A 12776-nucleotide genomic window follows, 5' to 3' on the forward strand; every position below is an offset into this window, starting at 1 on the left:
TAACAAATCTTTCACTTTCACTACTTAACTGTAAACATTCGTTATTCATAATGCCTTCAAACTTTATTCGGAAGTACAGCTTACAGTTGCTTATAAGCTTGAACGCAAAACCGCAATTCAGTGCTTTAATTGTCAATTTATTATGATATAGTTTAAATATTCTGTAGAGGATTTAAAATTTAATTGGCAAAGGAGAGAGCTTTGATGGAAGTTCATTCTATTCAACAAATCGGGCAAATTGGGGTGCCTGTAAAGGATTTGGAGAAAGCTGTACAATTTTATCAAGATGTTTTAGAACTGCCTTTGCTATTCAATACCGGTTCGTTGGCTTTTTTCGACTGCAACGGCATTCGCCTGCTGTTGAGCCTTCCTGAAAAAGAGGAATTTGCCCATTCCAGTTCAATCCTGTATTTTACAGTAGAGCAAATCCATGAAGCCCACGCCGAATTTAAACGCAAGGGAGTTTCTTTTATCGATGAGCCGCATATGGTCGCCAAAATGGGCCAGACTGAAACATGGATGGCATTCTTTCACGATACACAAGGCAATACCCACGCGTTAATGAGCGAAATTGAAGCGGGGTAAAGAGAAACTTCATCCAGTGGAAGTTCTCTGCTGCCACAGGGGAAAAGCCCAATAAAAAAGGCATCCGTGAATTCACGGATGCCTTTTCTTTTGAAATCTTAAGGGGCCATTGTTTTCCAGCTATCCACGTAATGGATCGCAATGCCGCCATAGCCAGGCATATTTGCATAATATGCTTGGACTTCAGCCAGCTGGCCATTCATATACATTTCTCCTTCTTCATAAAAAGAAATGGTGTCTCCTTCATCTGTTGGAGCGGTCTCCACACCAACTACGATGGTTTTCCCGTAGTTAGCAGCGAAATTCACTTCATTCTTTACCACATCTATGATCAAAGGCGCCGCATCGCGATAGGCCATGAGCGTTACACTGCTTGTATTCGCAATCATCCATTCAGCCAGTATTCCGCTTCCGTGTATATTTTTATAGGAAATTTCATCAAACCAAAAAGGCAGGTCAGCTTCTAAAGGAAGCGCAAGGCTCGCGGCGCTGGCGTTCGCTTTTTTCATCAAATCCTGATAAGCCAGAATGGTCGCTCTCTGATTTGTTGACCAACCACTGTATAAATAAGGTTCAACGTCCAGATGGATGCCTGAAAATTTCTGCGCGGAGCTTGCACCTGCTTGATAGTTTTTGATCCATGCCATTAACTGATCCTGATTAGTAAATCCTTTTTTCGCTACCCAATTCGGTGCGCCATCCAATGCGTAGATTGCCATTCCTTGTGCAGCTGCTTTCTCGATAAAGCTTTGGTAAACCGCTTTTGGAATATCCCGATCTATTTGGACATAGACTTTGTTCACATTCTTGCTTTCAAGAAACGCCAGCGTTCCCGTTTCATCGCTGACAAGTTCCCAAGGATTCCACAGCCACGTTGCCCGGACTTCTGCTGCAGCAGCTTCACCCGGCGTTCCATTTGAAAATACCAGCATCACTAACAAAGCAACCCCCATCATTACTTTCTTCACTTTCCATACCCCCAGTATATTCATTAAAATTGCAAAAACCTGCCGTTCTCTTTTCAATCCCTTTTATTTCAAATACAATTCGACCAGATATTTACTCATACATTTTTTCCTTATTTTAGTATCAACCGATTTAGTTTACTACTATCTAAATAATCTGTCTAATGTTTTTTCTTTTTAATTTTAAACGCTATACTGGAATTAATAAGCCAAGGAAATATATGGCCTAACCGATAAATGAAGCCGCTTATAAATACAACTCAATCCAGTTATGCTTTATCTGTCCAACTAAACAGAGTGGAGGCAATAAGTTATGGATCATATGGAAATCGGCTGGCGGCGATTGGCTGCCCAGTATATCGAGGGAAAGAAATTCCAGGCAGCTGAAGATGTGGTCAAATGGATGGGCGCCATGCAGGGACAGAACTATCCCCAAGCGCTATGGGCAATTGGACAGCGGATGGAATCGGGTATGTTGGCCGCCGTTGAACAGTCTCTCATAGAAGGGAAAATCATTCGTACCTGGCCAATGCGGGGCACTCTCCATTTTATCGCTCCTGAAGACAGCAAATGGCTGCTCAGTTTAACGGCTCCCCGCATATTGGCTTCGAGCAAAGGACGCTTGAAGCAACTGGAGTTGGACGACGAAATTTTGCAGCGTTCAGCAGAAATTTTCCGGGCTTCCCTTAGCGGCGGCAAGCGCCTTTCCCGCCCTGCCATGTTGAAGCTGTTGGAGGCATCAGGAATTCCTACTGATAATCAGCGTGGTTACCATATCTTATGGCATTGGTCCCAATGCGGCTTGCTCTGTCTCGGTCCAGTCGAAGGGACACAGCAGACATTTGTCTTGCTTGAAGAATGGGCACCTCAGGCCAAGGAAATGGCACGAGAAGAAGCGCTCCTCGAACTGGCGAAACGTTATTTTAATAGCCATGGCCCTGCAACGGTACACGATTTTGCCTGGTGGTCGGGTTTGACGATGAAAGAAGCACGAGCTGGACTGGAATTGGCCAAGCCTTTCTTGGTTTCGCAAAAGCGGCTAGAAGCTGAGTACTGGTTTTCTGAAGAAGCTTCCTCTTTTTCTTTGCCGAGAGAATCAGCAATTCAGCTGCTACCTGCTTTTGATGAATACCTATTGGGCTATAAAGACCGCAGCAGCGTCTTGCCAATGAAGTACTCCGGCAAAGTAGCTCCAGGAAAAAACGGTATTTTCTTTCCTATAATTGTTGAAAATGGACAAGTCGTCGGCACTTGGAAAAGAGATCTCTCAAGAAACGGCATTGTCTTGAAGTTCGACCTTTTTTCTCCCGAGTACGATTTACCGCCTTCTTGGAATCAGGCCGCTATGGCTTTCGGCGCTTTTCTGGAAATGCCGATTATTGATGGACAGTAAATATAAAAAAGCGGTTGAGCAATCTGAACTCAACCACTTTTTTCAATGGGCCCTCCTATCCCGCCAAATATAGCGGCCATTTCATTCAAGAATACATCACTTCTTTATTTACCAAAATCCGTATACTTTTCTTTTATTAAGAATGAATTCATAGCGCCAGCATCATTTTTTATAGATGAATTGTTGTTTTCTTGCGGATACTATTTCCCGGGAAATAACTGATTCTGCAGCCATAATTCTCTTTCTTTCCCCTTTATAAAAGTATCACGCATCGTAGTTGTTCGGTTACAGACGCCAATTCCGGAAAATCCTCTTTCTTCTATGCACCGGGACGCAATTCCTGGCGGTTTACCCATTCCCGGATGGTATCGGCATAAGCTTGCGGCTCTTCAAGCGTCGGCATATGTGAACTGTTTTCAAAAACATGGAATTCCGAATCCGGAGCCAGGCTTGCATAGTATTCAGTCGTTTCAGGCGTCGCTTCATCGTAGCGCCCGCAAGTGAAAAGAGCAGGAATTTCAATTTCATGCAGACGCCCGGTCGCATCAAAATCCTTCAACGTTCCGGTCACGGTAAATTCCGAAGCTCCCCACATATAATGATAGATGCGGCTGTTCGTTGCCTCAAAATCTTCTTTCATCTCTTTTGGCCAAGGATCCAGGCGGCACATATGGCGCTTATAGAACGCCATCATCGCCTGCTGGTATGCTTCTGAATCCGTTGTTCCATCCCGTTCACTTTGCTCGATGGCATCCTGCATCTCCTTCGGCAGTTCTTTCAAGTAATTCCGCTGATCCGTGATCCACCGATTAGCGCTTAATGCCGGACCTGAAAAAATGACGCTGCGGACGCCTGTAGGTTTCTTGAATAGATAAGAAACGGCGAGCATCGATCCCCAGGAATGGCCGAGCAGGTGAAATTCTTCCAGCTCAAGCGCCTCGACGACATGCTCCAGCTCTTCTACATAATGCTCTATTGTCCATATATCTTTATCTGCTGGATGTCCTGATTTTCCGCAGCCCAATTGATCGTACTGGATGATCGGGCGTTCCGTTCCCAATTGCCGCAGCGGATCTTTGTCATTGCTTTTTCCACCTGGTCCGCCGTGCACTAACAGCAACGGAATACCTGGACCATTGCCCGTGATCCGGTACCAGACATTTCCCCCTTTGACCGGGATAAACCCTTCTGTAACATTTTCCATCCACTAGTCTCCTTTCTCTCCTAATTAGTTGTTTCAGTAATAATTCCCTGCTTTTCTGAAAATTCCTTTAATGCCTTGTCTTTGTTATTCAATCATTTCATATAATTTTTCTGGTACAAACATTAAATGAATTAAACGTCCCGTAGCGTTTAACGAAAGGTAATACTTATGTCACTATAACATTAATGTTTTTACATTACTTTTATCTTAAAATTATTTAAAATTAGCTATATTTTCTAATTATATGGTGATATAATCCATTTGTTAGGTAATTTATATTAAACAGATTTAATAATGACGAATTTATTCCAACACGTTAGTCTATAAGTCCTTGTTTAACATGAATTACTCTTTGTTTAAAAGCGAAAATGCAGGTATCAAAAATCAAGAGCGGTCGCTTTGCAGAATCGGGAGAAAAGCTTTTAGATTAAAAGGGGGAAAAGAAATTGGCAAAGAAAAAGAGTAGAAAAGCAGCAAAAGGATTAACTGTGTTCTCAGCGGTATTATTATCGGGGGTTATTTCAACCAGCACCACTTTGGCGGCGGAATTGGAGGCAGCGGCGGAATTCACAGCCATCGGCCAAGATAATTTCCAACTTAAACAAGGTTCGGTTAAAACATTCAATATCACGTTATCTTATAAAGAAGGCACTCCAAACACAAAAGGGAAATTGTTTGTTGATACCAAATATTATTTGGTAGGCGATAAAATTACTTCAGATACGCCTAAAGCAATCAATTTTGAAGGGAAAACTTTATCAGCTCCGAACGTTGAAATTACAGTTGATGCGAGCAAAGCTTCACCCAATCTTTATAATATGCCGGTCAATGTAACTATTGAAAACGAGAAAGGCAAGAATGGCAACAATATTCTTGAAAACAAAACCGTAGACAACATGCGCGTTTTGGTTCTTCCAACCGACACCACTGCCCCGACCGTTTCTATAAGCAAGCCGATCAGCGGCGGCTTCTACCAGTCAAGCCAGCTTCCGGAGCAGCCGGAATATACGGTGAAAGATGAAAGCGCTTGGAATGCCAGCACTACCGGTTGGAGCAAAGAGGAAGGAGCGCATTCTCTCCAAGTTACGGCAACTGATTTTTACGGCAATGTTGGAAATGCCTCTGTTAATTACACGGTTGATAATACGCTTCCGGTAATCACTTCCCAATTGGCAAACGGCGGCGTCTATAGCACGGATGCTTTAAAAGCATTGCAAGGCGACTATTATTCAATCAGTGAACAAAACCTAGCTTCTTCCCAGGCAGACCCGCTGGACGTGACAGACGGTGAGCACACAGTTGTTATCTCCGCTCAAGATAAAGCCGGCAATAAAGTGGAGAAATCCATCACGTATATCGTCGATAACGATGTTCCAACGATTTCATTCAATTTTGAAGACGGCGGTTTCTATACGTCTTCTGCATTCAAGAAATTCAGCCCGTATTTTGATGTGCAGGATGACAACTTGGACAGTTCGAAAACCGTCTCGGCAGAACCTGTCCTTTCTGAAGGCCATCAGTCTTTAACGGTTGAAGCGACTGACCTCGCGGGCCATACAAACAGTGCAAAAGCTTCTTATACCATTGACGACACGAAACCGGAAGTAGCAATCCATTTGGAAGATGGCCGTTTCTATAACCAAAGCGCTTTAAGCGCTGTGAAAGAATTTTATTCCGTTAACGACTTGAATCATTTCAGCACAAAAGCGGACGGCTTTGCAACTGAAGACGGCAGCCACCAGGCTTCTGTTGCAGCGGTTGACCTTGCCGGCAATGAAACAACGAAAACTGTGAACTATACAGTCGACACGGTTGCTCCGGTTATTGCGATTGATGCTAAAAAATTGGCAAACGGCGGTTTTTATACTTCCGCTCATGTGAAAGAGCTGGCTGATTTTTACACAGCCAAAGATGCCAACCTGGATGACGAAAAAGTTGTGGCTGATTCATTGAAATTTGAAGAAGGCACTCACACTTTCTCTGTAACGGCTACAGATAAAGCGGGCAACGCTTCTGTTGAAACCGTCACTTACACAGTGGACAATTCAGCTCCTGAACTTTCATTCAACCTTGAAGACGGCGGTTTCTACCAATCAGCGAATCTTCCAAAAGACTACTTTACCGCTTCAGATAACAACGGCGTTGTCAGTGTAGTTTCTGCAGATGAATTTAATGCTGCTGAAGGCACCCATACTTTATCCGTAACCGTCATGGACGCAGCAGGCAACAGCACAACTAACAGCGTTTCTTATACAGTGGATGATACAGCACCGAAAGTGGCAATCAGTGCACCTGCTAACGGCGGTGTCTACAAGTCGGCTGATCTGCCGGAAGAGCCTGCTTTCACAGTGGATGAAGCGCATGCTTACACGTCGAACGTCATCGGCTGGAACACGACTGATGAAGCGGCCCATACAGCTAGCGTCACAGCAACCGATAAAGCCGGCAATGCAGGCGTAGCCGAAGTAACTTACACAGTTGATAATACAGCTCCAGAAATCACGTCTGCTTTAGTGGACGGCGGATTCTACAACGCGGAATCCCTTCAAACGCTTGGTGAATACTTCAGCGTTTCAGATGCTAACCTGGATGCAGAAAAAATTGCTGCAAGCGAGCTGGTTTTGACTGAAGGCAAGCATGTAGCAACGATTACCGCAACCGATAAAGCCGGCAACAAAGCCGAAAAAGCAATCCATTACACGGTGGACAACACAAAACCGACTATTTTGTTCGGATTTAACAACGAAGGATTCTATACAACGAATAATTTCAAGGCATTTAATCCGTATTATACGGTAACAGATGAAAACCTGGATGAAAAATCTGTTTCTGCAGAGGAAGCAAGTTTGGCTGAAGGCACAAACAGCGTGACAGTCAGTGCTTCCGATTTGGCAAAGAACACCAACTCAGCTACAGCCAGCTACACGATCGACAACACGAAACCTGAAGTTTCAGTGTCTCTTGAAGCAGGCAAATACTATACCCTTGCTGCATTAGAAGAATTAGGCCAGTACTGGAAAGCAACAGATGCTAACTTGTATGACGTCGACGCTTCTCCACTTGCTACAACAGACGGCACGCACACTGCGACCGTGACAGCAATCGATAAAGCGGGCAACGAAACAACGGTTTCCGTTGAATACCATGTCGACAATACGGCTCCAGTCATTGAGCTTGAAGAAGAAAAACTGGCAGACGGCGGTTTCTATAACGGCGCGCATCTTCAGTCACTGACTGAAAAGCCTTATACAATCGTTGACGCCAACCCGGCTTCTGACAGCGCAAGCGATTTCGAAACTGAAGAAGGAACACATGAATACACCATTACGGCAACCGACAAAGCAGGCAACAAAACTGAGAAAACAATTTCGTATACAGTTGATAACTCAGCGCCAAGCATTTCATTCCTACTGGATGAAAATGGCGTATACAACGCTGCAGCATTAGAAAATATTGGACAGTATTACGCAGTCAAAGACAATCACGAAAACTTCACTGTAGAAGCTGATGCACTTGAAACGAAAGCGGATGGCAGCTACAAAGCAACCGTTACAGCTGTTGACCGTGCCGGCAACTCGTCCACTTCTACTATTGCGTATACAGTGGACAACACAACTCCGGAAATCGCGTTTCAGTTGAAAAACGGTGCTCATTACACTAGCAAGTCTCTTGTTGATGCTTTAGGCAGCGGCAACTATTTCACAGCAACAGATACCCATTTAGGAAAAGTGCAAGCGGATGAATTGATCACGTCTGAAGGCACACATACGCTAAATGTTACGGCGCTCGATGCAGCAGGCAACCAAACAACCGCATCGATCAGCTACACAGTGGACAATTCAGCTCCAGTCATCAGCGGCTTGCAAGGCCTGTTTGACGGACAGCGCTTCATGCAAGGCCAAGACGTAAATGTCATTCCTGTAGCGGCTGACAATCTTGACCAGGACCTCCAGTTGGCAACAACTAAATTGGATACGTCAAAAACCGGGAAACAGACAGTGACTGTCTCTGCAACGGATAAAGCAGGCAATGTGAGCACCTATACAATGTCCTACCATGTCTACGGCTTTAGCGGTGTTCTTGAGCCGGTCAAAGCTGACGGCAAGAGCGCATTCCAGAAAAACAGAACCGTACCAGTGAAATTCCAGATCGCAGACGGCAGCTTGTTTGCGAAAGATGCAACGGCTACGATCCATTTGGTCAAAGCATCTGGCAACGCTGTTGGCGAAGAAGTTCAAGTGACTTCTACTTCAAACGCAACAGTGGGCAATCTGTTCCGCTACGACTTATCTGACAACCAGTACATCTTCAATCTGGGGACGAAAGATTTGGAAGTCGGCCAGTATAAAGCGGTCATCACTATCACGCTTGACGGCCAGACAACCATTAAGGATTCGCCAGTGTTCAGCATTAAGAAATAGATAGACAGACATCCAGCACCGCTTCGGCGGTGCTGTTTTATTAATTGCCAACTAAACGAATGGACAGGTGAAAAAGAATGAAGAATTGGGTAAAAGAAGCTGTTGTGTTTTCAGGCGGCAATTTCCTTTTTATCGCCATTTATATCAGCTGCATCATCGATAATTGGTATGATCCTACGAATTTATTGGCAGAAATCATGTTTATGGGTGCTTTTTTCGGTTTTCCTCTCATTATTTTCGGATGCCATCTCGCAGCTATGTCCTTGTTGTCAAAACGGCTTCGTATTGAGAAACATAAATATTCCATCTTGAAACTGGTCGCTTATACATTGCTGTGCTTTGTTGCTTTCCATTCACTGATAGCTGTCCATGGCACCATTGGCAATGCCTATATGACAAAGCACATTGAAAAATATGCGTTTGAGGACAATATCGATCGTTATGCTCAAAAGAAGCTGGATGCCCTCGAGCAAGAACTGGGATACGAGCTCATCTACCAAAACTCCCATTATGAAACGGATTTTTACACTTTTTACAGCGGCAGCCCGAGAGGCAATTATTCCACGGAAGGCCCGGTGGAACTTGTTATCCGGTTTTACGTGGAACAAGCGGCTTGTCACTCCCAGATTTGCGAAGGATTGCAGGAATACAGAATTTCTTATGATGCCGATACTTTTGACCCTTTAAGTAAAGAAGTATTGCTCAGGGAAGCCACTCTTCTGGAAGGCCTTGCCGGCGAATATATTGAAGAGCAAGGTTCTAATTATTATTATTCAATCGTTATCGATGAAGAAATAGGCTATCTTCCGGAACAGCAATTCCCTTACCAATACCGGGTAAGCTTCAATGAACTTTCTTCGAGCGGTTATTGGGATAAAGAACCCGATAATTACGCCGTCTATCTCGGCGACGACTTCCCTGATAAAAAAATAGGGGGAATCTTTTCTTCCAGGAGCGATCAGCTGAACTACTTGGACGGTACGGACACTGAACTCCAGCTGGAAGACGGAAAATTAACCGTTCGTCTCGAAAATGAACCATCCCTTGTCTATATAAAAAAATGAACGCAGCATAAAACATCCTACTCAATTAATAAAGCTGATAAGTTGAATAAAGAATTCACTCGAACATACTAAAATAAAATCAGTATTTTAGCGTCCTTTCTGATAACTCATGCTGTTTTGCATCATGGGTTTTTCTTGATATTGGAACCCTCTGGAATAAGATAAGGAAAAGGAGTTGATATTTTGTTCTATTATTTAGTCTTGCAATGGCTTGCTTTTATCGTATTTGCATTCAATATACTTCAAATAGAAGGTTACTTAAGCTACCATTACGCTTTAAGAAATTCATTATTAGTTTATGGATTTTGGACTTCGGTTCTTAGTTTGATTATTTTTTCGGTTTGGCGAAATAAAAAAACAGTCTACCATTCATTGCACAAGACGATGCCAAACCTTTTTTTCTCTTTTATTTTAGGGACACTCATTTTACTGCTTTCACCCGAATTGCATTTTTTCATATTTGTAGGATTAGCAATTTGGATGATTTACATGCGCAAAGCCGAACATGCTGACAAAAAGAAAATCGCTTTTATTATGGTTAATACCATTTGTTTTTATCTCGTCATTTCTGGGATAATGAATTATTATATAAGTCATATTGCTACATACCTTATTACATTCTTCGTACTTATATTTTATTTGTTTTCGACTTATAAAATGTATTCAAATAACGCAATCGCAAAGTACAATATAATTGCTGTTTTCTTGTCTTTTTCATTCCATTTGTTGCCTTATACGTACAATGAGCTATTCAATAAGTTCTTGCGAATATACCCATTGGATACCATTGACGCATTCAGCCTTCTTCTAATTATACCGGCGCTGATTTTAACATACGGTTACTTTAGAAAGGCAGCTGTTGTAAATCCAGTCCTTCTAACAAGAAAAAATACAGTTTCACTTTGGATTCTTACTTTTGGTATACCGATCATCGGTTTCATCATCTTTGTCGTCATGCAAGGACTTGCAGGGTTAGGTTCTTAACATCCTATTCCGGTAAACCTTGAACTCGCTTTCTTATTCTGCTCTAAACTTCGTTAAAGGAAGCAGTTAAAACTGAATTGGCATTATGGCTTTCCTGGACTATATTTGAATAATCAGTAAACGTTTTACAAAGCCTTATTTATCCATATAAAAAGAGTCCAATTCTTATGCGAATTTGGACTCTTTTTATATGATTAATTTAGATTTTGCACTACATAACTGAACGGATTATCCATTGTAAGCTGGATGCTTTTGTTCATATTATTTATTTCACTTCCACTGTCCACCCAAGCGTATCTTCCACTTTGCCGGTCTGGATGCCGGTGATCGTATCGTATAGTTTTTGGGACAATTCACCGATTTCGTGGTTGTTGATGACCATTTTCTTGCCTTGCCAGTTAAGTTCTCCCACTGGTGAAATGACGGCTGCCGTTCCGGTACCGAATACTTCTTCGATCAAACCGTCCTGGAATGCCTGATAAAGTTCATCGATGGAGATTTTCTTCTCAGTGACAGAAATTCCCCAAGTACCCAGCAATTCAATGATCGACATGCGGGTAATCCCTTTCAGGATGCTGCCGTTTAGCGCAGGTGTAACCACTTCTCCATTGATTTTGAAGAAAATGTTCATGCTGCCGACTTCTTCGATGTATTTCTTTTCTACCCCATCAAGCCACAGCACATCCGCATTGCCAAGTTTTTTCGCATTGGCCTGCGCCTGGTACCCTGAAGAATAGTTGCCGGCTGTTTTCGCCATTCCGGTACCGCCTTTTACAGCTCTTGTGAACTGGTCCTCGACGTGGATCGTCACCGGCTTCAATCCGCCTGTGAAATACGAACCAACAGGGGACAGGATGACCATAAATTTATAAGTCCGGGACGGTCCGACAGCCAGATTGGCTTCTGTTGAGATGATGAACGGACGGATATAAAGCGACGTTCCTGCCGTTGAAGGCACCCAGTCTTTTTCAAGTTCAATCAGCTTCGTCAAATACTCCAGCACTGCCTTTTCATCAATCGGCGGGATGCTTAAGCGTTCGCTCGATAGGTTCAGGCGTTCGAAATTCTTTTCCGGGCGGAACAATAAGACGCGCCCTTCTTCTGTACGGTAAGCTTTTAACCCTTCAAAAACCGTTTGGCCATAATGAAAAATCATAGCCGCCGGATCTAATGTAATGGGAGCGTAAGGAACGATTTTCGGTTCATGCCAGCCTTTGCCCGCTTCATAATCCATCGTGAACATATGGTCAGTGAATATGGTTCCAAAAGGGACCTGGTCTTGTGATGGCTTATCTTTCTTTGTTGTGCTTTGTACGATTTCCAATTCATTGATGGTCAACAAGATGAAGCACTCCTTCCAAAATGAACAATATTATCACGTAATGTGAATAATCATACACTTATACACAAGTTTTCGAAAGACATCTTTTGAAATACTGAAAAAATTAAGAAAAAAGACCCGAACCCTTTCTTTGAAATGATAAATAAAAAGTGTTGCTTCGATACCTATTACAAGGCTTTCGCAGCAACACTTTCTTATTTGATGATATCAATGAAATGCGACAGGATTCTGGCGGTCAGTCCCCAGATTACTTTGTCTTCGTAGAGATAGAAATACTCCTCCAAATTCCGCGTTCTCCAGCTGTAATCCCGGCCCCCCACAATCAGATCATAAGGAAAACTTTCCTCCGGCTGGACATCAAAGTTGATTTGGTAAACCCGCGGTGGATTTTCAAGGAAAAAAGACAGCGGCACGCTGAACAGCTCTCCCACTTCTGCAGGGTTCGGCTTGAACTCCGCTGCCGGGTCGATAAAACCCGCAAACGCGTAAATAATCATGCCAAACGGGGACACCATATAATCAAGCGGGAACACGGCTGAAATTTCGTCTTCACTGATTCCAAGTTCTTCATCGGTTTCGCGCAAAGCAGCAGATTCCGGCGACTTGTCTTGCGGATCAATCCTGCCTCCTGGAAAACACACTTCCCCCGGCTGTTTCCGGAGCGTTTCCGCTCTTTTCTCAAAAAGGACATGGATTTCCCCGTCTTTTTCAATCAGCGGCAAGAGAATCGCAAATTTCGCAAAATCGCGGCTCCCGAGCACTTCCGGCTTATGGGTCTGTATCTTTTCGGTAATCTTTCTGGCATCCATCCAATCACC

The 12776-nt window shown here is 43.4% G+C and carries 9 protein-coding genes; 5 read left to right on the forward strand and 4 right to left on the reverse strand.

What is annotated here, in order from left to right; all coding sequences use genetic code 11:
• Window positions 1-204: 204 nt before the first annotated feature.
• The gene (locus tag ACSFXN_RS04830; protein ID WP_437149042.1) at window positions 205-585 is read left to right on the forward strand and encodes a VOC family protein; all 381 of its coding nucleotides are present in this window, start codon (window positions 205-207) and stop codon (window positions 583-585) included.
• A 98-nt stretch (window positions 586-683) separates the two neighbouring features.
• Here the strand turns inward: ACSFXN_RS04830 and ACSFXN_RS04835 are convergent, their stop codons facing one another.
• Window positions 684-1553: an amidase gene (locus ACSFXN_RS04835; protein ID WP_437149043.1), complete on the reverse strand. Its 870-nt coding sequence runs from the start codon at window positions 1551-1553 to the stop codon at window positions 684-686.
• A gap of 310 nt (window positions 1554-1863) precedes the next feature.
• Between ACSFXN_RS04835 and ACSFXN_RS04840 the strand changes: the two genes are divergently transcribed.
• Window positions 1864-2943 carry a winged helix DNA-binding domain-containing protein gene (locus ACSFXN_RS04840; RefSeq protein ID WP_437149044.1) on the forward strand — a complete coding sequence of 360 codons (1080 nt, stop codon included), beginning with the start codon at window positions 1864-1866 and terminating at the stop codon, window positions 2941-2943.
• 319 nt (window positions 2944-3262) lie between these two features.
• On the opposite strand, the gene ACSFXN_RS04845 is transcribed toward ACSFXN_RS04840, so the two are convergent.
• Entirely contained in the window at window positions 3263-4147 is an 885-nt protein-coding gene (locus ACSFXN_RS04845; RefSeq protein WP_437149045.1) for a proline iminopeptidase-family hydrolase, read from the reverse strand.
• Window positions 4148-4593: 446 nt separating this feature from the next.
• On the opposite strand from ACSFXN_RS04845, the gene ACSFXN_RS04850 reads away from it, so the two are divergent.
• The 3 genes from ACSFXN_RS04850 to ACSFXN_RS04860 all read left to right on the forward strand — a co-directional run bounded on the left by ACSFXN_RS04850 (window position 4594) and on the right by ACSFXN_RS04860 (window position 10616).
• Window positions 4594-8568: an Ig-like domain-containing protein gene (locus ACSFXN_RS04850; RefSeq protein WP_437149046.1), complete on the forward strand. Its 3975-nt coding sequence runs from the start codon at window positions 4594-4596 to the stop codon at window positions 8566-8568.
• Between the two features lie 77 nt (window positions 8569-8645).
• Window positions 8646-9632: a hypothetical protein gene (locus ACSFXN_RS04855; protein WP_437149047.1), complete on the forward strand. Its 987-nt coding sequence runs from the start codon at window positions 8646-8648 to the stop codon at window positions 9630-9632.
• Window positions 9633-9815: 183 nt separating this feature from the next.
• A complete protein-coding gene (locus ACSFXN_RS04860; RefSeq protein WP_437149048.1) occupies window positions 9816-10616 on the forward strand; it encodes a hypothetical protein in 801 nt (266 codons plus the stop codon).
• A gap of 265 nt (window positions 10617-10881) precedes the next feature.
• Here the strand turns inward: ACSFXN_RS04860 and ACSFXN_RS04865 are convergent, their stop codons facing one another.
• A complete protein-coding gene (locus ACSFXN_RS04865; protein ID WP_437149164.1) occupies window positions 10882-11955 on the reverse strand; it encodes a branched-chain amino acid aminotransferase in 1074 nt (357 codons plus the stop codon).
• 197 nt (window positions 11956-12152) lie between these two features.
• On the reverse strand, window positions 12153-12767 hold the full coding sequence (locus tag ACSFXN_RS04870) for an NUDIX hydrolase (protein WP_437149049.1): 615 nt from the start codon (window positions 12765-12767) through the stop codon (window positions 12153-12155).
• Window positions 12768-12776: the final 9 nt, after the last annotated feature.

The organism is Planococcus sp. 1R117A, assembly GCF_051417975.1.
Lineage (GTDB): Bacteria > Bacillota > Bacilli > Bacillales_A > Planococcaceae > Planococcus > Planococcus shenhongbingii.

Coding starts and splice junctions, on each gene's coding strand:
- ACSFXN_RS04840 (WP_437149044.1), top strand. CDS start 1,864: ATGGATCATATGGAAATCGGCTGGCGGCGATTGGCTGCCCAGTATATC.
- ACSFXN_RS04870 (WP_437149049.1), bottom strand. CDS start 12,767: ATGGATGCCAGAAAGATTACCGAAAAGATACAGACCCATAAGCCGGAA.
- ACSFXN_RS04855 (WP_437149047.1), top strand. CDS start 8,646: ATGAAGAATTGGGTAAAAGAAGCTGTTGTGTTTTCAGGCGGCAATTTC.
- ACSFXN_RS04845 (WP_437149045.1), bottom strand. CDS start 4,147: ATGGAAAATGTTACAGAAGGGTTTATCCCGGTCAAAGGGGGAAATGTC.
- ACSFXN_RS04830 (WP_437149042.1), top strand. CDS start 205: ATGGAAGTTCATTCTATTCAACAAATCGGGCAAATTGGGGTGCCTGTA.